The organism is Sphingobacterium sp. xlx-96, from assembly GCF_011007365.1.
GTDB lineage: Bacteria > Bacteroidota > Bacteroidia > Sphingobacteriales > Sphingobacteriaceae > Sphingobacterium > Sphingobacterium luzhongxinii.
Genome location: NZ_WFKM01000001.1, coordinates 650,618 through 672,269 on the forward strand (window position 1 = coordinate 650,618; position 21,652 = coordinate 672,269).

The 21,652-nt window shown below is 39.0% G+C and carries 18 protein-coding genes; 12 read left to right on the forward strand and 6 right to left on the reverse strand.

The window, feature by feature from the left end:
• The first annotated feature begins 5 nt into the window (after nucleotides 1-5).
• A complete protein-coding gene (locus tag G7B20_RS02920; protein ID WP_164108517.1) occupies nucleotides 6-2,507 on the forward strand; it encodes a cation-translocating P-type ATPase in 2,502 nt (833 codons plus the stop codon).
• A 223-nt stretch (nucleotides 2,508-2,730) separates the two neighbouring features.
• A complete protein-coding gene (locus G7B20_RS02925; protein WP_164108518.1) occupies nucleotides 2,731-3,255 on the forward strand; it encodes a DinB family protein in 525 nt (174 codons plus the stop codon).
• A 39-nt stretch (nucleotides 3,256-3,294) separates the two neighbouring features.
• Here the strand turns inward: G7B20_RS02925 and G7B20_RS02930 are convergent, their stop codons facing one another.
• Nucleotides 3,295-3,708: an SRPBCC family protein gene (locus G7B20_RS02930; RefSeq protein ID WP_164108519.1), complete on the reverse strand. Its 414-nt coding sequence runs from the start codon at nucleotides 3,706-3,708 to the stop codon at nucleotides 3,295-3,297.
• A gap of 236 nt (nucleotides 3,709-3,944) precedes the next feature.
• On the opposite strand from G7B20_RS02930, the gene G7B20_RS02935 reads away from it, so the two are divergent.
• The 6 genes from G7B20_RS02935 to G7B20_RS02960 all read left to right on the forward strand — a co-directional run bounded on the left by G7B20_RS02935 (nucleotide 3,945) and on the right by G7B20_RS02960 (nucleotide 9,214).
• Entirely contained in the window at nucleotides 3,945-5,273 is a 1,329-nt protein-coding gene (locus G7B20_RS02935; RefSeq protein ID WP_164108520.1) for a gluconate:H+ symporter, read from the forward strand.
• Between the two features lie 27 nt (nucleotides 5,274-5,300).
• Nucleotides 5,301-5,774 (forward strand): RidA family protein, encoded by a 474-nt coding sequence (locus G7B20_RS02940; protein ID WP_240452876.1) that lies wholly within the window; start codon nucleotides 5,301-5,303, stop codon nucleotides 5,772-5,774.
• A gap of 3 nt (nucleotides 5,775-5,777) precedes the next feature.
• Complete coding sequence (locus G7B20_RS02945; RefSeq protein ID WP_164108521.1) at nucleotides 5,778-6,884, forward strand: D-TA family PLP-dependent enzyme; 1,107 nt, start codon at nucleotides 5,778-5,780, stop codon at nucleotides 6,882-6,884.
• A 7-nt stretch (nucleotides 6,885-6,891) separates the two neighbouring features.
• Nucleotides 6,892-7,974, forward strand: a complete 1,083-nt coding sequence (locus G7B20_RS02950) for a dipeptidase (protein ID WP_164108522.1) — start codon at nucleotides 6,892-6,894, stop codon at nucleotides 7,972-7,974.
• Between the two features lie 110 nt (nucleotides 7,975-8,084).
• Entirely contained in the window at nucleotides 8,085-8,621 is a 537-nt protein-coding gene (locus G7B20_RS02955) for a Crp/Fnr family transcriptional regulator (protein WP_164108523.1), read from the forward strand.
• A gap of 53 nt (nucleotides 8,622-8,674) precedes the next feature.
• Entirely contained in the window at nucleotides 8,675-9,214 is a 540-nt protein-coding gene (locus tag G7B20_RS02960) for a DinB family protein (RefSeq protein ID WP_205600154.1), read from the forward strand.
• Nucleotides 9,215-9,290: 76 nt separating this feature from the next.
• On the opposite strand, the gene G7B20_RS02965 is transcribed toward G7B20_RS02960, so the two are convergent.
• From G7B20_RS02965 to G7B20_RS02985, 5 genes are all read right to left on the reverse strand, one after another.
• The gene (locus G7B20_RS02965; protein WP_164108524.1) at nucleotides 9,291-10,964 is read right to left on the reverse strand and encodes a hypothetical protein; all 1,674 of its coding nucleotides are present in this window, start codon (nucleotides 10,962-10,964) and stop codon (nucleotides 9,291-9,293) included.
• A gap of 7 nt (nucleotides 10,965-10,971) precedes the next feature.
• A complete protein-coding gene (locus G7B20_RS02970) occupies nucleotides 10,972-11,748 on the reverse strand; it encodes an ABC transporter ATP-binding protein (protein ID WP_164108525.1) in 777 nt (258 codons plus the stop codon).
• Between the two features lie 99 nt (nucleotides 11,749-11,847).
• Entirely contained in the window at nucleotides 11,848-13,104 is a 1,257-nt protein-coding gene (locus G7B20_RS02975; protein WP_164108526.1) for a hypothetical protein, read from the reverse strand.
• A 21-nt stretch (nucleotides 13,105-13,125) separates the two neighbouring features.
• The gene (locus tag G7B20_RS02980) at nucleotides 13,126-13,485 is read right to left on the reverse strand and encodes a VOC family protein (protein ID WP_164108527.1); all 360 of its coding nucleotides are present in this window, start codon (nucleotides 13,483-13,485) and stop codon (nucleotides 13,126-13,128) included.
• Between the two features lie 647 nt (nucleotides 13,486-14,132).
• Nucleotides 14,133-14,462 carry a hypothetical protein gene (locus G7B20_RS02985; protein ID WP_164108528.1) on the reverse strand — a complete coding sequence of 110 codons (330 nt, stop codon included), beginning with the start codon at nucleotides 14,460-14,462 and terminating at the stop codon, nucleotides 14,133-14,135.
• Nucleotides 14,463-14,755: 293 nt separating this feature from the next.
• Between G7B20_RS02985 and G7B20_RS02990 the strand changes: the two genes are divergently transcribed.
• The 4 genes from G7B20_RS02990 to G7B20_RS03005 all read left to right on the forward strand — a co-directional run bounded on the left by G7B20_RS02990 (nucleotide 14,756) and on the right by G7B20_RS03005 (nucleotide 21,645).
• Nucleotides 14,756-15,334, forward strand: coding sequence for an RNA polymerase sigma factor (locus G7B20_RS02990; RefSeq protein WP_164108529.1), 579 nt, complete (start codon nucleotides 14,756-14,758; stop codon nucleotides 15,332-15,334).
• 86 nt (nucleotides 15,335-15,420) lie between these two features.
• Nucleotides 15,421-16,596: a FecR family protein gene (locus G7B20_RS02995; protein WP_164108530.1), complete on the forward strand. Its 1,176-nt coding sequence runs from the start codon at nucleotides 15,421-15,423 to the stop codon at nucleotides 16,594-16,596.
• Nucleotides 16,597-16,824: 228 nt separating this feature from the next.
• The gene (locus G7B20_RS03000) at nucleotides 16,825-20,208 is read left to right on the forward strand and encodes a SusC/RagA family TonB-linked outer membrane protein (RefSeq protein ID WP_164108531.1); all 3,384 of its coding nucleotides are present in this window, start codon (nucleotides 16,825-16,827) and stop codon (nucleotides 20,206-20,208) included.
• Nucleotides 20,209-20,217: 9 nt separating this feature from the next.
• Nucleotides 20,218-21,645, forward strand: coding sequence for a RagB/SusD family nutrient uptake outer membrane protein (locus G7B20_RS03005; RefSeq protein WP_164108532.1), 1,428 nt, complete (start codon nucleotides 20,218-20,220; stop codon nucleotides 21,643-21,645).
• Nucleotides 21,646-21,652: the final 7 nt, after the last annotated feature.

Genomic DNA, 21,652 nt, shown 5'->3' on the forward strand with positions numbered 1-21,652 from the left:
AAATTATGGCTTACAATATTCCAGAACAATTTCAAGGTCTATCAGAGAAAGAGATAAAACGCTCCCGAGAGGCGTTCGGTTATAATCAGATGAGCAGTATGCGTAGGAGTGGTTGGTTTGAGATGCTATTAGATATTTTCAAGGAACCTATGTTGATCCTATTAATTGCAATTTCTGTTATATATCTGACGATAGGAGATTACGGTGAAGCAGCATTTATGCTGGTAGCTATAGTGGTTGTATCGGCAATTTCGTTCTACCAGGACAATAGGAGTAAGAAGGCGCTTGAAGCGTTGGAAAAATTAAATGAACCTCTAAGTAGGGTAATCCGTGATCGGAAGGTCCTATCGATTCCCACACATGAAATTGCCGTGGGTGATCTGTGCATCACTGAAGAGGGGAAGATTATCAATGCTGACGGTAGAATAGTTCACAGCAATGACTTTTCCGTCAACGAATCGTCCCTCACGGGGGAGAGTCTTTCTGTGTTTAAAAATGCGGAAAGTGAGGATAATAAAGTGTATAGCGGCACGATCGCCGTATCGGGATTGGCGGTATTCGAAGTAGAGAAGATAGGCAAAGAAACACGTATCGGTAAAATAGGAGCTTCAATTGTTGACATCAAGGGGGAGGCCTCTCCTCTACAAGTACAGATTGGCAAATTTGTGAAAACTATGGCTGTTGCAGGTATAGTCGTTTTCCTTCTTGTTTGTATGGTAAATTATTATCGTACCGGAGATGTATTGGTAAGCCTATTAAACGGACTTACTTTAGCGATGTCTATACTTCCAGAAGAGATTCCTGTAGCATTTACGACATTTATGGCACTCGGGTCATGGAAACTTATGCAGCAGGGGGTCATCATAAAAAGAAGCTCGATTGTCGAAACATTAGGTAGTACCACTGTCATTTGTACAGACAAAACGGGTACCATTACCGAAAACACAATGCAATTGAAGCATCTTTATGATTTCCAGTCGGACAAGATTTTTGATGTTCATGAGTTCAATGATGCTAGATTAGGGACATTGATTGATTATGCAATGTGGAGCAGCGAACCCATACCATTTGACCCTATGGAAAAGACCCTGCACCGAGTATATCAGGAGACCAGACCTGAAGACCTTAGGATGAGTTATAGATTATTTCACGAGTACCCTTTGGAAGGAAAGCCTCCAATGATGACGCATCTTTTCGAAAACGATGTCAAACAGCGTATTGTAGCTGCTAAGGGCGCCCCCGAAGCCATTCTTCAGGTCTGTGATTTAAATGATCTTGAGAAAGCAAAAACAAGGTCGGTAATAACAACATTAGGGTTGCAGGGATACCGTATCCTAGGGGTTGCAAAATCGACTTTTCAAGGAGATGGTTTTCCAGACAAACAACAGGATTTTGATTTTGAGTTCTTAGGCTTAGTCGTATTTTATGATCCACCCAAAAAGGGAATTAACCAAGTTTTTCAACAGATTTACGACGCTGGAATTAAGGTAAAGGTAATCACGGGGGATAATGCCGATACCACGCGTAGCATCGCCACTCAGGCTGGAATTCTTAATGCATCCAATGTGCTAGAAGGAAAAGATCTCGTGGATTATTCAGATAGAGAGGTCGAAGAGGCAGCCAGAGAAAATGTGTTGTTTACCCGCATGTTTCCAGAGGCCAAGCTCGCTGTAGTCAATGCCTTGAAGAGACAGGGGGAAATCGTAGCAATGTTGGGGGATGGTGTAAACGATGGTCCCGCATTAAAGGCTGCTCATATTGGTGTAGCCATGGGGAATAAGGGGACAGAGATTGCGAAGGCTGCGGCGTCTTTGGTTATTACTAATGATGATCTTGGCAAGTTGATCGTAGGAATAGCGGCAGGCAGAAGAATATACACTAACATCAAGAAAGCCATACAGTATATTATCTCGATTCATATTCCCATTATCCTTACGGTATCGCTACCGCTTTTCCTAGGTTGGGTATTTCCGCAGATATTTACACCAGTACATGTTATCTTTTTGGAACTTGTGATGGGCCCCACCTGTTCTATCGTGTATGAAAACGAACCCATGGAAAAAAATACGATGCAGACTCCGCCCCGCGACATGACAGATACTTTTTTAAATTGGAAAGAACTTAGTATGAGCGTTGTTCAGGGGTTGATTATTGCGATAGGTGTACTTTTTGCTTACCAGTATACTGTATCACTAGGGGGGAATGAAGAAAAGACGCGGTCAATGGTATTTACCACATTGATTTTTGCGAATATATTATTGAGTTTCGTTAACAGGTCTTTCTATTATAGTGTTTTAGAGAGTTTTAAAAATAAGAATATATTGTTGGTAGCCATTACCCTCTTTACATTGTCGATGCTTCTTGTGATCTTGTATGTTGGCTCCGTATCGGATTTCTTTTCTGTGACGAGTCTATCTATTGATGAGCTCGCTCTTTCGATAGGGATAGCTTCCATTTCCGTGTTATGGTTTGAAGTCTACAAACTTATAAAGAGAAAGTCAAGATAAAACCCGTAGATTAAGGCGCTAATTAAGGATTGAATGCATAGTACTTTCTTCAGGGAATTATGGGAAGTGTCGCAAGAGCGTCCTAGGAGCAATATTGTTTAAGATACATGTCAAAATGGTTTGTTTAGAAGTAAGTGAGCTCCTGAAGAAATTGTCCTGGGATAAGTTTTCACAAACAAAGCTTACCTAACTTTGGTTTAGTATAAAACTAAAATAAATGATCATGGACACAGCAATATCACAAAAGTTGTCGGTTATTATCCCTGCCTATCGTATGCACACCCAAAGTTTTTTACAGGTATTGAATGGCATATCAGAAGAAGATGCGCTTAAGCGGATAGATGGACGTACCAATCACCTTATTTGGATGACGGGAAATTTTGTCAATATGCGTTACGGCATGGCTCATGTTCTAGGGCTGGCAGATACAGATCCAAATCACGATCTATTCTTCATGGGCAAAGCATTAGACGAGAACAACCGATACCCAACTTTGAAAGAGCTGATGACGAATTTTCATTCTGTCTCTCCTAAGGTATATGCCAAGCTACTATCTGTTACAGATCAGGAGCTAGCAGATTCATTTCCTATGGGTATGGGAATTCCCTTTATCGAAGAAGATAAATTGAACTTTATCGGTATGTGTATTGGGAGAGAAGATTATCTGTGCGGACAGATGGCTTTAATGCGTCGGATATTAAATTATGAAAGCATAAAATACGATCTATTAATTGATCTCGACTATTAAAACTTTCAAGATGCCTTTGGATATATTTAGGAAAATAGACTAACTACCAAATTGGACCAAGCTCTCACAATGTGTTTTTAATCGCTGGAGAAACATCGACCAATTGTAGTTACACCATTGATAGTACTCCGTCACGGCACGCCAATCTGAGTGTTTCAGTATTACTGCTGTTTGGTTATTCCGTTCCGAAAGGTCAAACGAAACTCGAGTGCCGATCCATTCTTTGTCGGAATCGACACATTCCCAGTAAATTCGACTATTCTCTTGTAGCTCAATAATTTTCATTTTTGTTATTTCGGCTTCATTAAAGTCGAATTCGTTGATAAAACCCACTTCAGGTTTGACAATGAGTTTTTTTGTCCAGATCTTAGCAAGACCTTCTTCCGTAGTTAATACCTGATAGATCAAGGAAGCAGGAGCCTTTATATAATTTACAAGTTCAATACTCACCATTATTTAGTTTTTTGTGTAAAAATAACGCTCAGTCGGCGCACTAGTTGATATAATTCTTTAATGTAAGCAAATTTAAATACACAGAAACAAAGCCACCTTACCATCTGACAAGTTTTAACTGTTTTTAATTTATTGTCTTTTGATGGATTGTCTTGAAAATTACTATATTAGAGGGATAATCGACCAAAAGCTTTCTGATAGACTGCTTGTAAACCACAATAACTGTTATAGACTAGATGATATTTATAATCGTACTTCTCAGCTTGTTACTGTTGATCGTTAGTATAAGCTATTTTAAGATCAATGCCTTTTTGTCCTTTTTGGTGGTATCTATATTAACAGCTATTGCTCTTGGTCTTCCGCTGTCCCAGATTCCCCAAACACTTGAAAAGGGGATATCTGCCATCATGGGAGGACTGACACTTATTATCGTACTGGGTGCTATGCTCGGCAAAATAATTGCAGAAAGTGGCGCTGCTGAAAATATAGCCGCCGTAATGGTTCGGCTTTTTGGGGTGAAGCATTTACAGTGGGGAATGGCATTTACAGGTTTTATAGTAGGTATACCACTCTTTTATGGGGTTGGTTTTGTACTGCTTGTCCCTTTAATATTTTCGATAGTCTATAAGTATAAGCTATCGGCGGTTTATATCGGATTGCCAATGCTTGCCGCATTATCTGTTACGCATGGATTCATCCCTCCACATCCTTCCCCTGTGGCGCTTGTCGTGCTGTTTGAGGCTGATATGGGACTAACTTTAATTTACGGTCTATTAGTAGCTGTACCAGCTATTATTATCGGTGGCCCGTTATTTGGTCGTACTTTAGGAAAGATCAGAAGTACCGATGCTAATTTTTTTCAACCCGTTCAGCAAAGTACGGTTGAGATTAGATACAGACTGCCAGGTACAGGCATTAGTTTTATTACAGCCCTGTTGCCCGTATTTCTGTTGATACTCTTTACAGTGCTTCCATATGTTATCTCCGAATCAAATAGTCTTGCCCACGAGCTTACTCGTTTTTTTGGTTCACCATCTGTTGTTATGTTGCTGTCTATCATTTTTGCGACATTTACTTTAGGAATTAACCAAGGACGGTCTATTCGCGATGTAATGTCGGTTTATGCTGAGGCTGTCAAAGATATTGCAATGATTCTACTGATCATAGCTGGTTCAGGTGTGTTTAAGCAAGTAATGGAAGAAAGTGGTGTTAGCGTACAGTTAGCACAAAGCTTACAGTCACTAGCTATACATCCCCTGATTTTGGCATGGCTCATTACCGCAATTATTCGAGGTTGTGTAGGTTCAGCTACTGTTGCAGCATTGACTGCCGCGACAGTATTATTACCGTTGACACATTCATCACCTATAGATCCTAATTTAATGGTACTTGCCATAGGAGCAGGGAGCCTTATGTTTTCGCACGTCAATGACGCTGGTTTCTGGATGTTTAAAGAATATTTTGGGCTCACCGTGAAGGATACATTACGCTCCTGGTCGGTGATGGAAGCTATCGTGGCGGTTGTTGGACTTATGGCAGTCCTGTTAATGTCCCTTATTATATAAGTAATAATTCAAAGAAAAAATATAAAGATGATGTATAATGCAGACGAACAATTTGAAAAGTTAGGGTTGTCGTTACCTCCTGCGCCAGCGCCTAAAGGAGTTTATAAGCCCTATGTGATTGATGGTAAGTATCTCTATCTATCGGGGCATGGTCCAGTACAGGACGATGCAAGTTTAATTATCGGTCGTATTGGTCGAGACATGGATGCAGAGGCAGGAAAGCATTCTGCCAGGCAAGTCGGACTGACGATGCTCTCTACAATAAAGACCAACCTAGGATCGCTGAATAAGGTTAAAAGAGTGATCAAAGTTTTGGGTATGGTCAACTGCACTTCCGAATTTGAGCAACACCCGTATATTATCAATGGCTGTAGTGAACTATTTGCAGCAGTGTGGGGGCAGGAGAATGGCATTGGAACCCGTAGTGCGGTAGGGTTCGGATCCCTACCCGATAATATTCCCGTAGAGATAGAGGCTCTTTTTGAACTACATCAGGACTAGAAAATGCAACATTGGTATGAAGTAATAGACGTAGAGAGCATTGATTCACCTGCACTTTTGGTTTATCCCGAACGCATCAGGGCGAATATACAGTTCATCAAGAGTTTTGTTAATGGGGCCTGTAGTCGTCTACGGCCGCATGTAAAGACCAACAAGATGGTTGAGGTTTGTAAGATGATGATTGAAGAGGACATACAACAGTTCAAATGTTCTACAATAGCCGAAGCTGAGATGTTGGCATTGAGCAATGCCAGGGACGTCTTGATGGCCTATCAACCAGTAGGGCCTAAATTAGACCGATGGATTCAACTTATAAAAGCTTATCCCAATACACATTTTTCTTGTATTCTGGACAATGTGACAAGCATAGAAGCCTTAGGGCAGAAGGCTGGCTATGAAGGGCTATCGTTATCCGTTTATTTGGATATCGATGTTGGTATGGGACGTACAGGAGCAGCTATTTCTGATGTTTTTCGGTTGTGGGATAGCATTTGTCAGTATGACAGCTTGCTATTGAAAGGTGTACACGGTTATGATGGACATATCTGCAATCCTGACCAGGACATTCGTCTGCAGGAGAGTGAACTTAGTTATAATGTGTTAAAACAAGCCTTTGACTATTTGCAACAAAGAAATGCACATTCCTTAGAAATGGTCATAGGAGGGAGTCCTTCATTTTCTAGCCATGCTAAGCGTTCGGATGTGGTTTGTAGTCCTGGTACTTTCGTTTTTTGGGATTGGGGATACCGGGAGCGTATCCCTGAGCAGCCATTTGTCTATGCCGCAGTTTTGTTGACTAGAGTTATCTCCATTATTAGTCCAGGTCGTATCTGTGTCGATTTAGGCTATAAAGCCGTAGCTTCAGATCCACCGCTTCCAAGAGTCCAATTTTTAAATGCGGATGGTCTTGAGGTGTTATTTCAGAGTGAAGAACATCTCGTATTATCCGTAGACGATAGCAGTCAATATCCGATAGGTACTGAATTGTACGCTGTACCGACACACATTTGTCCCACTGTCAACCTCTACAGCAGTGTGTCGGTTATACAAAAACACCGTAACAAGACAACATGGCAGGTGGTCGGTCGGAATAGAAAGCTTAATATTTAACTGTATAATGAACAAGAAACAACATTTTTTAATAGACGGACATCTAGACCTGAGTATGAATGCTATGGAATGGAATCGCGACTTGCGTCTATCTATTACGGAGCTTAATGCGCGAGAAGCACATCTGCAGGATAAGCCCGACCGCAGTAAAGCCACAGTAACATTTGAAGAATTGCATCGCGGCAATATCGGTCTCGTTGTTGCTACCCAGATCGCAAGGTTTGTCCAGCCAGGTAGTACACTTCCTGGTTGGTATTCCGCAGCACAGGCTTGGGCACAGACCCAAGGACAATTGGCTTGGTATAGGGCTATGGAAGACGAAGGTCTTATGCGGATGATCTGTTCCGAAGAGCAGCTGGTTCAACACATAAATCTGTGGACGGATGGAACGCCCAACACAGATAAACCTATAGGATATATCCTTAGTCTAGAGGGAGCTGACTCTTTGGTCGATATAAGCTATGTAGAGAAAGCCTATGCTTACGGTCTTAGAGCTATCGGTCCTGCTCATTATGGCCCGGGGAGGTACGCAAACGGTACAGATGCAAGCGGAAAGTTGAATAGCGAGGGAATTGCTTTACTGCAGGAAATGGATCGTCTTGGTATGGTTCTAGATACTACGCATCTTAATGATGACGCATTTTGGGATGCACTGAATCGCTATAAGGGGCCGGTGTGGGCCAGTCATAATAACTGTAGAGTATTCGTGGATCATAATAGGCAGTTCAGTGATGATATGATCCGAGCATTGATCGATCGGAAGTCTGTAATCGGCGTAGCACTAGATGCCTGGATGATGGTGCCTAACTGGGTACGAGGGCTGTCGACGCCAATAGGTACAGGCTGTAACATGGAAATCATGGCCAATAACATAGACCATATATGTCAGATTGCAGGCAGTACAGATTATGTAGCAGTAGGCAGTGATCTAGATGGCGCATTTGGACGAGAACAATGCCCTTATGATTTAGAAACAATAGCGGATATCCAGAAGATATTTCCTATTCTTGAAAAGAGAGGATATGATGCAGATGACCAAGCTAAAATAGCGCATGGCAACTGGCTTCGCTTTATGCGTGCTTCTTTGTAATGCGATGAATACAGAACCAGTTATCCGGGTCGTTTTGCAAAATATCAAGATCCTATAATACCTATTTATTAATTTTACAATAAGGTTGATTAGCTTACTTTTTATTAAAAATGGATATTATCAATGAGATTTACCAACAGGTAGAAAGAGAAAATCTTTGGGACAGATCGATTACAGTAAGACGGAATGAATATTTAAATACGGCAGGCACTATAGATACCAATCTTTATTATATAGTTGCAGGCAGTATGAAGGTATTTATTCTAGATGAAAGTGAAGAGCATATCGTCCGTTTTGGATATAAAAACAACTTTATCACGGCATTAGATAGTTTTATCACGGGAAAACCTACGGATTTTTACATTCAGACCCTCAAAAGAACAGAACTAAAGGTCATCTCAAAGCACAACTATGTTAATCTCATGAATTCAAATAGCCACTTGAAAGAGCTTTGGAGTATTGTTCAGCAGCAACTCATTGTACAACAGCTGGAACGAGAAAAAGACATCTTGATTTCTTCTCCAATACAAAGATATAATAGGGTTCTACAAAGGAGCCCACAATTATTTCAAGAGGTTCCTAATAAATATATAGCTTCCTATTTAAGAATGGCACCAGAGACGCTGTCGAGATTAAAAAAGTCTTGATTTCGGTCAATGTTTTAAGACTTCTTAATATAGATCTTTGATGAAAAACAAGTATGATGAATGCAGAAGAATTGATCAAGGAACTGACGGATATAACCCGGGATAATATAGTTCGTGTTCAGGCGTTCAAGGACGTACCAATGGAGGCTTTACAATGTAAAAAAGCAGCGCAAAGTTGGAGTGTCTTAGAGTGTATTGAACATTTAAATCGTTACGGCGATTTTTATATTCCGGAAATAGGTAGGCAGATAGCGAAGTCAAAATATGTGAAATCAGGTGTGTTCAGGCCAGGGCTGTTGGGTAACTATTTTTCAAATGCGATGTTGCCACGTCAGAAGCTAAATAAGATGAAGACCTTCCAGAATATGAATCCTCTGAATAGTTCGTTGGAAATAACTGTTTTGGATAGGTTTATTGATCAACAGCAACAGCTGTTGAGGTTACTGCATCAAGCGCAGCACACGGATTTGACAAGAGTAAAGACAGCTATTTCTATATCAAAATGGATAAAACTAAGGTTAGGGGATACGTTCCGGGTTGTTGTTTATCACAATATCAGGCATATTGCACAAGCTGAGAATGTAATAAAGTAAAGGCAGATAAGGCATGTTATCCCTTTCTACCTATTAGCCACGGGGTTGTTTGTGCTGTCTAGCTGTTGGATGGTGTTTATCCTACATCAAAGGCCAGGCTTTTCCAGTTTTCCTTCTTTAGAACTTTGATCATGATTAAAAACACAATCCAAACGACAATGGCAGCACCCCAAATCACAAGTTCATGTTTATTAATCAAGACATGTAGATAGCCCACAGATCCTAAAAGTCCTAGAATAAACATATTAACTAATACTCTGCTTTTGCCATTCTGGCTTGCCTGAGAGAAAGGAAAAGATTTGATCAAAAATAACATGATTAGAACACATTCTACCCCTCCGATGGCCGTAGCTAATAGAATGTCATTGACTACATGTACACCAAAGAGGGGCACACATATAATCAAAAAAAGAAGATTGAAAGGTATAAAAAACTTCAAAAATGAAGCCTTTAATACACCAGACATCAATTCACCAGTTTGTTGGATGGGGGCTGCATAATATATCCATGCAGCTTTATATTTTTCACTTTTGGTCACCAATTGGAATACTGTTAATACCGTTAAGAGCGAGAAGTAGAACATCATTATGTAATAGGCCGATTCATTAATGTTATCTATTTTTTCGGCCAACGAATCCTTTTTCCCTTGTAAAAATAGAAATATAAAATATACTGGTAGGTAAGCCATTGTGGGGTACAGTTGCATCTTAAATTCTCTTGAGCGATCGGTTATCAACCATACAATCGAAAAGCCTGCTTTTTCTAAAGGCGTGTCTGTACATGTTTTTTCGATTTTCTTATACAAAGGAATTTTTTCTGTACTGTCTTTGCTACGTGTTGCTATTGGAGTATCGCCACCAGCCAATAGCGCTAGTTTGCTGTTGAAATCTTTAGAGAATAATTTCGACGAACCTGAAATAGCTACTAGAATAAGGAGTATACTTAAAGCTGCAAAGCATATCGTCAATACGCTAAAATCCTGTAGCAATAAACCTTGAAATGAAGCGACCCACGTGCCTGGAGAAAACCAAAGCAGTTTGATACTGTGCACACTATTTTCTCCCTCAGAGATACTGCTCATCACTTTAGGGCCAATTTGATAGCCGATGAAGATAAATATCGAAAAGAATATCTGAATGTAACTGATGAGATCTTTGAACTTTTGAATGGACAGAAACCGTAGGCACAAAGAATAAAATATATTAACAAAAAACACCGCAATCAAACTACTTACTACCAGTTGAATCAAGAAAACGACAGCAGGTAACATATTCCAATTGATTAAGATATAAACAAGACCGGGTAATGAAATGGCTAATAATTGTGTCGATATCTTAATCAACATATACAACACTCTTGAAAATGCTACTGTTTTGTCATTCACGGGTCTTGGTAGAACAATATACTGGTCTCTATTGTCCAGTAGAATTGTAGAAAAGTCCGTAATCAGCGATAGTGACAACATCGATAATATCAATGTCAAAAACAACGATGTTGCTAAGAATTTGTCAGGGATAGTATAGACAAATGACAAGAACATAAAGCCCATCACCATAAAGATAAAAAACTGAAACCAGGTGGTATACTTGGAATTCTTTTTATTCTTATTATTTCCGAAAGAAGCTATAGGACTGCGGTCATCTATGGTCAGTTTTGTCTCAATTATTAGCTTTAGTTGAGCGACATTGATACCCATACCTGCCCATAGTTTGCTGAAAAGCAAAATAAATTTTAATGTTAGTTTTTGCATCCTAGTATTAACGAATTGCTGAGATAATATTTGATGCCTCTAGATTTCCATTCTCTTTACCAGTCAGTTTGGAGAATATTTGCTCCAATGAATCCGATTGATCTGTCTTCAATTGCTCAAAAGTACCATCAGCGATAATATTGCCCGCTGAGATTAGCAGGATACGATCCGACACTTTCTCAACGACATCCATCATATGCGAACAGTAAAATATGGTTTTGCCTTCTTTAGCCAATAGCGATATGAGCTCCTTGACAATAATTACCGCGTTCGCATCCAATCCGGATAGAGGTTCGTCCAGGATAATGATCTGCGGATTATGGATGATACCTGATATCAATAGTATCTTTTGACGCATACCTTTAGAGAATGTATCCATTCGGTTGTCAGCCTGTCCTTCTAGCCCGAATGCTTTCAGCAATTGCTGCGCCCGTTGCTCAATTAGTACATCTTCCATGCCGTATAGCTTACCTACGAAATCAAGATATTCCATAGGGGTTAATACGTCATACAGTTCTGCATTTTCCGGTACGTAGCCTATTTGACTTTTTACAGCAAGCGGGTTTTCCCTAATATCGATATCATTGATTATAACCTCACCATCAAAATCATTGATCAGACCTGCCAAAATTTTTACTGTAGTAGATTTCCCAGCCCCATTGGGGCCGATATAACCTATTACCTGCCCTGGGTAGATATCAAGGTTTATTCCCTTGAGTATCTGTTTTGATCCGTATGACTTTTGAAGATTTGATATTCTGACAATTGGTTTACTGGCTTCCATAAAAAGATTTTATAATCTAAAGATACAAAATTTATGGAATATCATCCAGTTATCCTTCTTTTCAATCTGACTTTGTAACTTTAACATGGTACGGATTGTCTAACAATTGTAATAAGGTTCGGGTACCTCCACTTCAATACCTAAGAATTCTTGCAATTGTTGTACGTAGGTATCCAAAGCATGCTGTTCGCCATAATAAATCGTTATATAACCATTAGACTTTAGTTTAACAGACAACTCTACATAACCGCCGCCTTTGGCTGGGAGCACATTTTGTATAATAAGTTGGTGCACATCTTTACGGTTAAATTGGATGGCATACTGATCTCCTGTAAAGCCAAATGTATTATCATCCGCGAGCCATACAGCATTGCGTGTTTCGGTTTTTTCAACTACTATTAGAGGTATCGCGATGACATTAGCATTACTTTTGTAATCCGGCTGAAAATTTAACAGGGTATCAAAGGATAGAATTTGTGTCGTTTCAATACTTAATGCTAAGTTATCCGTTAAGACACTCTCCGAATAATCCCTATAATTGTTAATCGTCAGTGATGTGCCACCATCGTCATATTGACCGTCCACATCATAGGTATAACAGATCGACAAGCCTATTCCGTCCAGATCAAACGTCAGGTATTTTTGATCATCGCGTTCATAGCCTGCATTGTCAATAACTGTAGGGATTTCCTCCATCCAGAGTTCACGCAATTGGTAGTAGCTCTCATCACTGTTTGAACCCGTATATAAAGTGGTGAAGTACGATTGGATAGCGATATTCTGGCGTTCATCGGCATCGTAGTAAAACTCCAGTAGATCTATTAGTAAAGAACCTATCCGAACAGGGTAATTGATTTTAAAATAAGTCGTGTCAAATTCAGATTGGTACAGCTGGCCGATATTAAGCTTCAAAAACTCCTCATAAGTGGTATCCCAAGAAACAAATAGGAGTGGAGTAGATTGTATCTCAAATCCATCTTCATAATCCGTATGCTGCTCTGGTAATATTTGATAGTTCGCAGTCTTATTGCCGATCCAAATGCGGTTTTTCTGTTCCTTTTTGCTATTTATAGTTTTAAAGAATAATGCATCGTCAAAGCCAAATCGTTTAGACAATTGGAGATAGGCTTTAGAAAACCCCTGTTGCAGGGCAGGAATATAGTGTTGCCTATAGTCGAATAGAAATAGGTAAGGGGCTTCAGCCAAAATTTCAACATACGCATATTTTAATATGGACAGATCAACACTTTCTTCATAGGTATGATCTTCATAAAAAAGCCGATTATCCGAAATATATATATTCCCAGGCGTAGTTTCTCGCGGAAAAGGATTATTCTTTTTAAATAGATTGAACATAGGTGTGATTTAAGCTCTTATTTACAAGGACCAGACGGCTAGTTCATAACCATCCATATCCGTAAATTGAAAACGTCTACCCCCTGGAAAACTGAAAATATCCTTTACGATAGTTCCGCCGGCATTTATGACTTTACTTCTAGTCGCTTCAAGATCGTCCGAATAGAGTACGACTAGTACGGTCCCATTTATCGGTTCTCCCTGAGCAAAACCACCATCTACATAGTCACCTTCGAACGCTGTGTATTCCTTACCGTAATCTGTGAACTTCCAACCAAAACATTGGGTATAGAAATGTTTTGCTTGGACAATATCTTTTGATAGAAATTCGATGTATTGTATCTGCTCGTGTTTTAGGTTCTGCGAATTATTTTCTGTCATGATCAATTATTTGCTTTTATAAATATAGCCACTTTATTTTGTGTTTTTTTAGTATAGTTGGTAGGCTTTGCTTCTGTACGCTTTCCTGTGTTTTCAACGATCAGAATTTTTGATTTAATTTGTTGCTGCGAGTAACTTGCCAAGATTACAGTATAGGTTTATGGCTCTTAGAAAAGATCGGGGCGACGGCGGGAAATTTCTGATGCGACTTTCAGTTCAATGTAAACTAAGAAGCAAATAAGCACTATTTCTACCGAGAAATAAGCTAATCCAATAGTTGTTATCAAGGGGGAGTTATGTATTAATACACCAGTCGTTAGAATACAGTAAAACAAATTGGCAATGCCAATACCTCTTAAAAAAGGTGTCCAATTTTGTTTTAAGAGAAAAAAACAAGCTGTTGAATAAATGCAAAAACAAAAGGCTATTAACGCAAGGTACGCCAAAGCCGTTTTCGGTATCCCAATATATTCGTTGAAATTTTTTGATACCAAAAACAATAAAACCGTGGTTATCAGAGCACCTATGCTATCGATTAAAAAGAGTATGTTTGTTTTTTCTTTTAATTGATTTGTGATAATTCTAACAACAGAATCCATTTCCAAACCTACCAAAATTCACCTTTACACGCAAAATAAATTTCAAACCTAATCCTTTAGCCTCCTATAGACATCTACACAGAGTTCAATACAACTCCCGTCACCGATAGTTAGATAGTTGTTGTCTACTATTGTAGCAGAATACTTGCCGGGTTCGGTTGCAGCTGTGCATGCAGACGAAATGATCAGGTTACGGCTTGCGTCATTCCCTTCCTTTTTTGGTGTAAAAGTATATTCGCCTCCGCATGAAAAGCGAGTATCAGTAGTTTTGCCTTTTGAATCAAAAGAAATTATTCGGTTTTCACTTGTTTTATCTGCAACATGAATGTTTCCTCCGCCATTGTCGGTTCTTCTTTCAACTAATTTCCATTTACCCACAATACCTGTTTGACTGTTTCTGAAAGCATATTCATCCGTACTATCCTTGCGGCATGAAACAGCAAAGGTTAAAAGCGCGTATAAAAAAATCTATTCATCATAATAATGTAGACTTGGTTTCTACCTAAACGGAGATTCAATTTGTGACGCTATACAGAGTTGTGCTTATTCCTATTTTTTGTAAATTTATGATCTATTGTAGATTTACTTCGGTCGTGCTTGATTAGGAGGTTTTAAAATTATTCAATACATTCGTATTTCGAAAAGAAAAGTGATTTTATTTAACCAATTTCATGAAACTGCATACACACTATAATGATCAACAGTTAACGGAGCTCATGCAGGCCGATGATCATGCAGCGTTTACAGAAATTTTTAATCGCTATAGTGCCTTGATATATAGCCATGCTTACAATAAGTTGCGCAACGAGGAAGAAGCCAGGGATGTGGTGCAAGAAATGTTTATCAATTTATGGATCAAAAGGGCTAGTTTGGATCCGCAGAATAATCTTAGTGGATACCTATATACCGCGGTTCGGAATGGTGTTTTGAATTTGATAAAGCATAAGAAAGTTGTCACCAATTATGCTGATCTCTTTAGCCAGATAAATCTTCAATATACTGCTTCCACAGATCACCTCATTCGTGAAAAACAATTTGCAGCACTTATTGAGGCAGAAATAGCAGCATTACCACCGCGTATGCGTGAAGTGTTTGAGCTGAGACATAAAGAGCATTTGTCTAATAAGGAAATCGCTGAGAAGATGCAGATCGCCGAATCTACCGTAGCCGATCAAATGAAAAAGGCCTTAAGAATCTTAAAACCTAAAGTCAGATTTTTATTAATTATCTGTTTTCTTTTTAATAATTGATCTACATAAGTATTTTTTTAGATCCGCATCCCCAATTACCTTTCTTGAGTTGTATTACTCTATATACAGCATATATAAACCTAAAAATGCAGGAAGAAAAATTTAGAATACTTTTAGAGAAATATATTGCGGGCAATTGCACCGAAGATGAAATAGCATGGTTGGAGAATGCTTATCTGAAGTGGAATGAAGCAGATAAAATACGGTTGACAACGCAGCAGCTCGAGGCAGCCCAGTCGTTTATGTGGCTTGCTGTGCAAAGAGAGACTTCAGGGCCTGAACAATCCTCGTCTTTCCATAGGTCGAATAAGTCAGGTCGGTCCATATGGCGCAGGATCGCCGCAGCTGCTGTGGTTTTGTTATCGGTTAGTGTCGGATTATATTTTTATTTCATCCATCAACCCGTTGAAAGCACTGATTATTTGTTGGTTAAAAATAGCATTCAACCTGGGGGCAATCGAGCTATCTTGACTTTGGATGATGGTCGTACAATTAATTTGAGTAATCAAAAAGAAGGTATTGTGGTCGGCACTGATCAGATTAACTATAGTGATGGTAGTCCTGTTTATCCAAAAGACTTTTTGAGCGATAAGGAGAAACCCATGGCTATGTTAATCTTATCAACACCCAATGGTGGTCAATATCAAATCACATTACCTGATGGTACAAAGGTATGGCTCAATGCGGGTACCACCTTAAAATATCCATCTCGTTTTATTCACAACGAACGACGCGTAGAGCTAGATGGTGAGGCCTATTTTGAAGTGGCCAAGAACACAGAGCAAGTATTTGTAGTGACGAGCCACAATCAAGAGGTGCGTGTGTTAGGTACACATTTTAATATCAATGCATACCGCGATGAAGAAAGTATAAAGACAACCTTGCTCGAAGGATCTATTCGTGTGCAGAGTGAAAGGGTTAATAATTCCACCATTCTTCAACCAGGGCAACAATCCATTACAAGGGGGGGCAATATAAAAACTGTTAAGGTCGATCCAGAGAACGCTGTCGATTGGAAGAATGGCGATTTTATTTTTAGAGAAGATCTGCAATCGGCTTTGCGACGTGTTGCACGCTGGTACAATGTCGAAATAGTGTACGAACCGTCTGCTCCAAAAGATCTAAAGTTTGGCGGCTGGGTATCTAGGGACAATGATATTGCTGCCGTATTAAAACTGATAGAATCTACTGGGAAGGTTCATTTTAAAATTGAAAAGCCTCTAAAAGGAAGTACAGAAAGGAGGGTTGTCGTGAGTAAATAAATACCTTACATATGTCTAAAATAAAGCCAGAAGTGCTACGAACACCTCCGGCTTCAGTTTAGCAAAGATTAATAAAATTAGATTTACTAACCGATACAAGCCTATATCTATAAAACCAATTGGCCTGTAACAAAAACCAAACATAACAAACCTATATAAAAATCTTGAAAATATACAATTTGAACGATTTCTTGTCGATCAATAGGTTTGTTATATAATAACGACAAAATGTATAAAATATGTACCAATAAGGGAGCAATGTCCAAGCGGCACCTCTATAAATTCCTATTAATTATGCAATCAGTCAGTATTTTTCTACTTGTATGTCTCATGCAGGTGAGTGCGGCTACTTTTGGACAGTATATTACACTCAAACAGCGGAATGCATCTTTGGAATACGTACTTCGGGAAATCCGCAAGCAAAGCCATTATGATATTATTTATGATCTTGAGCTCATTGAAAAAGCTAAACCTGTTAATATTCAAGTCAGCGGAGTTAGTTTAGATGCGGCTCTAAAGCGTTGCTTCTTCAATCAACCATTGACCTATTCTATCGATGGAAAAACGATTACGATAAAGGATATTGAACGCAAAGAGATGATTGCGTTATCGTCAAAAGATTTTTTGGCTGCGATCGATGTAAGGGGTAAAGTGGTCGATGAGCGGGGGAAGCCAATGTCAGGTGTGACGGTCCGGTTAATGGGAAGTAGCCGGACGGCAATAACAAACGCGGAAGGAGACTTCTACTTTGAGAAAGTCGATGAGAAATCAAAGTTAATCATTTCTTATTTGGGGTATAAAGCGCAGGAAATTCCTGTTAAGGCTCATGTGGGTACTATAAAGATGAGTCCATCGAGCGACGATCTAGAAGAAGTTGTCATTACGACAGGTATATTTAACAAAGCGAAAGAAAGTTTTACAGGAGCTTCTACGACGATTACTGCCGAAGAGTTGCAGCGTTTTGGAACCCGCAATCTCGTAACGTCTATTCGAAATATCGATCCGTCTTTTAACATTATTGAAAGCAATGCGTTTGGTTCTAATCCAAATCGTTTGCCTGAAATACAGATTCGCGGAAATTCCAGTATTCCCAATGTTGGAGATATTGGGCCAGGAGATTTAAAAGATCAAGCAAGAGCTGCTCTCAATACACCTTTGATTATTCTAGATGGCTTTGAAACTACGTTGCAAAAGCTGTTAGACATCAATGAAAATGAGGTAGCAAGTATTACTATTTTGAAAGATGCATCTGCAACCGCTATATATGGTTCAAGGGGTTCCAATGGAGTAGTAGTTATTACGACTAGGTTGCCAAAGGCTGGAAAGCTTCGCGTGTCCTATCGAGGAGATGTCAATTTTGAAGCACCTGATCTTTCCGATTACAATCTGCTGAATGCACGGGAAAAATTGGATTTGGAATGGAAGGCAGGTTATTTTGATGCTGTTAATGTGCAGACTGATGTACAATTGAAAGACTATTATAATTATTGGGTTAATGAGGTTAACAGTGGAGTTAATACCGATTGGCTTGCTATACCATTGCGAAATGGTGTAGGCCAACGGCATAATTTGCGATTGGAGGGCGGAGACCAAGCGTTAAGATATTCTGCTTCTGTTCAGGTTAATGATATTCAAGGGGTAATGAAGGAGTCCGCTCGGAAGATTTTTAATGGGAGTATCTCTCTATCCTATTTATATAAAGACGTTAAATTCAATAATAATCTACAGATATCGCAAGCTAATGCTAGTAATTCACCTTATGGTTCCTTTGCTGATTATGCTGTAATGAATCCTTATCGGAAGCCATTCGATGATGATGGTAATGTTGTGAAAATTTTTACTGAATATCGTGGAAGCTTTAACTTTCTGCGGGGTAATCCTTTATATAATGCTACGTTGAATACTTTTGATAAATCTGGGACTTCGGATATTACAAACAATACCAGTGTGGAATGGAGTATACTTAAAGGTTTACTATTAAGGAGTCAAGTGGGGATAACGAAGACAGTAGGTCAGACTGACCAGTTTAGACCTGCAGATCATACCGCATTCGCCAATTATGTAGAGAATGATGTTTTCAGGAAGGGAGATTATACGTATGGTATCAGTAATGGTTTGCGCTATGCCGGCTCATTAAATGCCTCCTATACTGTAAACTTTGATAAGCATACTGTTTTTGCGGGTCTTGATTATAGTATTCGAGAATCTAACAGTTCAAGCTATAGTTTTTTGGCCGAAGGTTTTAATAATCCCAATTTTGATTTTATATCGATGGCTTTACAATTTCCTGCAGGAGGAAAGCCCAGTGGTTCAGAAAGTTTAACGCGTTCCATAGGGCTTACTGGAAATCTAAATTATATTTATAATAACCGCTACTTTATAGATGGGTCTTTTCGTTTTGATGGGTCATCACAATTTGGATCAAAGAAGCGTTTTGCACCATTCTGGTCCATGGGTTTTGGATGGAATGTTCATGAAGAGTCCTTTTTAGTGGATAATAGTTTCATCGATCGCTTAAAGCTAAGAGGATCTACAGGAATTACAGGTTCACAAAATTTCAGTGCCTATCAGGCTCTAGCTACCTATCGTTACTATACGGACGATCGTTATTATAATTGGAATGGTGCCTATTTATTGGGTTTGGGGAACGAAGAATTAAGATGGCAACAAGCGCTAAAAAATAATATAGGTATCGATGCGGAATTTCTGCAAAGACGCCTTCGGGTGACAGGTGATTATTATATCGAGACTACACGAGACCTAGTTTCTTCGGTTAATTTGCCTGCTTCGAACGGATTTCCTAATTACATTGCCAATATAGGTAAAATGCGGAATAAAGGTTTCGAATTAAAAGTAACTGCTTTTATATTGAACCAAGGTAATGAGGGTTTTACATGGAGTGTTACAGGAGCAGTGGTTCAAAATAGGAACAAAGTTATTGAAACTTCGCAAGCGCTAAAAGATGCTCAGAAGGTGATTCAGGATGGAGCTGGTAGTCCAGGCATGATGTATGTTGAGGGCTATTCAAGCAATGTCATCTGGGTTGTTCCTTCCCTTGGAATTGATCCCAGTAATGGAAAAGAACTATTTATGGATGCCTCGGGTAGGCCCACTTATACATGGAGCGGAAACGATGTGAAGGCAATGGGCACTACTGAACCACGATACTTCGGTAATTTTAGCTCCATGTTGAGGTATAAGGGACTTACCTTAAATGCTTCTTTCGGATACCGTTATGGCGGGCAGCAATATAATTCAACCTTAGTGAACAAGGTAGAATCAAGTGATTATAGACTTAATGTCGATCAACGGGTTTATGATGATAGGTGGCAAAAGCCTGGAGATCATGCTGCTTTTAAAGGCCTTTTAAATACTACAGCTACTAACAAAAGTTCTCGATTTGTGCAGGACGAAAATGTATTGACTTGTCAAAATATTAGCTTACGATACGAGGTATCCGCAAAAAAGCTTTTGCAATCATTGAATCTCAATGCATTTAATATATCCGCGAATATGGCTGATGCATTTCAGCTATCAAGTATACAGAGAGAACGAGGAACTTCTTATCCTTTTTCTAGACAAATCTCAATGAGTATAAATGCAACTTTTTAAAAAATAGACATGAAAAATATGAAATGGATAGGGCGTTTATTGATCGGAGTGATGCTATTTACTTCATGCAATGAGTTTTTGGATGTTACGCCAAGAACTGAAACACCCCAAGATAAATTATTTGCTACAGAAGTAGGCTTTAAAGATGCTCTCGCTGGTGTATATATTCAGATGAAGGATAATAATGCTTATGGGAAGGCATTAAGCTATGATAGGATTGAACGGCTAGTATCAAGTTGGGATGTCGCAGCCAATACGACAGATCAGCGATTAGGTCAATTTAACTATAGCGATGAAGGTGTTGAAAATGCATTAGCGAGCAGTTACGGACAATTGTATAAAGTAATTTCGAGTGTAAACGCTATTCTGGGCGAAATTGATAAAAGAAAAGACGTTTTCAAAACTTCAGGTTTGTATGAGGTAATTAAAGGGGAAAGTCTAGCTATTCGCGCATATTGTCACTTGGATATATTGCGGCTGTTCGGCCCGATACCTAGTGATCCAACAAATGGAAATAAATTGGCCTATGTTACTACATTATCCAACAAGTTGAATAGCTTAACTTCTTTCGATGAGTACAAAAATCTTTTATTGAAAGATTTAGAAGAAGCCGAAAAATTATTACACATAGGAGATCCCATTTTGGAAAAAAATGTACAAGGGGCAAAAGATTCATATTTGTCTAAGCGTACAATAAGAATGAATTATTATGCCGTAAAAGCTCTATCTGCGCGAACCTATTTATGGTTCGGTAATAAAGAAAAAGCTTATGAAAACGCGAAAATTGTTATTGAAGCAAAAAATAAAGATGGCGTGGCTCTATTTAAATTAGGTACTTCTACCGATATGACTACTCAAAATTATTTATTAACAGGTGAGCATATTTTTGGACTATATGATTTCAAACTTTTTTCAAAATATTCAGCTGATTTCGCCTCCGGTAATTTCTATAAAGGAGCCTCGTCTACTACCATACAGAACGAGCTCTATGGAAATACAGGAATGGATATTAGAGAGGCTTATCTTTGGGAACAAATAACTTTGGCTAATCAAGCCAGACGTTATGTAATGAAAAAGTATAAAGTTCTTGAGAAACTCGGTAATACGGATATAGATACAAAACAAATCCCTATGCTTCGGCTTAGTGAATTGTTTTTAATTGCAGCAGAAACTGCGCCGATTATAGAAGCTAATGCTTTGTGGAGCCAATTTTATTTTGCAAGAAATGTTCCGGTGACGGCATTAGCGGATGACCCGATTCAACGTCAAATGCAGATTATGAAGGAGTATAGAAAAGAGTTTTATGCCGAGGGGCAAAGCTTTTATGCGTACAAACGTTTAAATGCAGGCAATTCTAACTTTCTATTTCTTCCAGCAGGTGTAACCGTAAATTACCTCGTACCATTGCCCAAAACTGAAACTGTTAATCTTAATTAATTTATTA

What these genes read in the sequence shown, in the direction of transcription:
- G7B20_RS02955 (WP_164108523.1), top strand. Translation starts at nt 8,085, where the DNA reads ATGGATATTATCAATGAGATTTACCAACAGGTAGAAAGAGAAAATCTT.
- G7B20_RS02995 (WP_164108530.1), top strand. Translation starts at nt 15,421, where the DNA reads ATGCAGGAAGAAAAATTTAGAATACTTTTAGAGAAATATATTGCGGGC.
- G7B20_RS02970 (WP_164108525.1), bottom strand. Translation starts at nt 11,748, where the DNA reads ATGGAAGCCAGTAAACCAATTGTCAGAATATCAAATCTTCAAAAGTCA.
- G7B20_RS02920 (WP_164108517.1), top strand. Translation starts at nt 6, where the DNA reads ATGGCTTACAATATTCCAGAACAATTTCAAGGTCTATCAGAGAAAGAG.
- G7B20_RS02980 (WP_164108527.1), bottom strand. Translation starts at nt 13,485, where the DNA reads ATGACAGAAAATAATTCGCAGAACCTAAAACACGAGCAGATACAATAC.
- G7B20_RS03005 (WP_164108532.1), top strand. Translation starts at nt 20,218, where the DNA reads ATGAAAAATATGAAATGGATAGGGCGTTTATTGATCGGAGTGATGCTA.
- G7B20_RS03000 (WP_164108531.1), top strand. Translation starts at nt 16,825, where the DNA reads ATGTATAAAATATGTACCAATAAGGGAGCAATGTCCAAGCGGCACCTC.
- G7B20_RS02945 (WP_164108521.1), top strand. Translation starts at nt 5,778, where the DNA reads ATGCAACATTGGTATGAAGTAATAGACGTAGAGAGCATTGATTCACCT.
- G7B20_RS02960 (WP_205600154.1), top strand. Translation starts at nt 8,675, where the DNA reads ATGATGAATGCAGAAGAATTGATCAAGGAACTGACGGATATAACCCGG.
- G7B20_RS02950 (WP_164108522.1), top strand. Translation starts at nt 6,892, where the DNA reads ATGAACAAGAAACAACATTTTTTAATAGACGGACATCTAGACCTGAGT.
- G7B20_RS02930 (WP_164108519.1), bottom strand. Translation starts at nt 3,708, where the DNA reads ATGGTGAGTATTGAACTTGTAAATTATATAAAGGCTCCTGCTTCCTTG.
- G7B20_RS02935 (WP_164108520.1), top strand. Translation starts at nt 3,945, where the DNA reads ATGATATTTATAATCGTACTTCTCAGCTTGTTACTGTTGATCGTTAGT.
- G7B20_RS02975 (WP_164108526.1), bottom strand. Translation starts at nt 13,104, where the DNA reads ATGTTCAATCTATTTAAAAAGAATAATCCTTTTCCGCGAGAAACTACG.
- G7B20_RS02925 (WP_164108518.1), top strand. Translation starts at nt 2,731, where the DNA reads ATGGACACAGCAATATCACAAAAGTTGTCGGTTATTATCCCTGCCTAT.
- G7B20_RS02940 (WP_240452876.1), top strand. Translation starts at nt 5,301, where the DNA reads ATGATGTATAATGCAGACGAACAATTTGAAAAGTTAGGGTTGTCGTTA.
- G7B20_RS02990 (WP_164108529.1), top strand. Translation starts at nt 14,756, where the DNA reads ATGAAACTGCATACACACTATAATGATCAACAGTTAACGGAGCTCATG.
- G7B20_RS02965 (WP_164108524.1), bottom strand. Translation starts at nt 10,964, where the DNA reads ATGCAAAAACTAACATTAAAATTTATTTTGCTTTTCAGCAAACTATGG.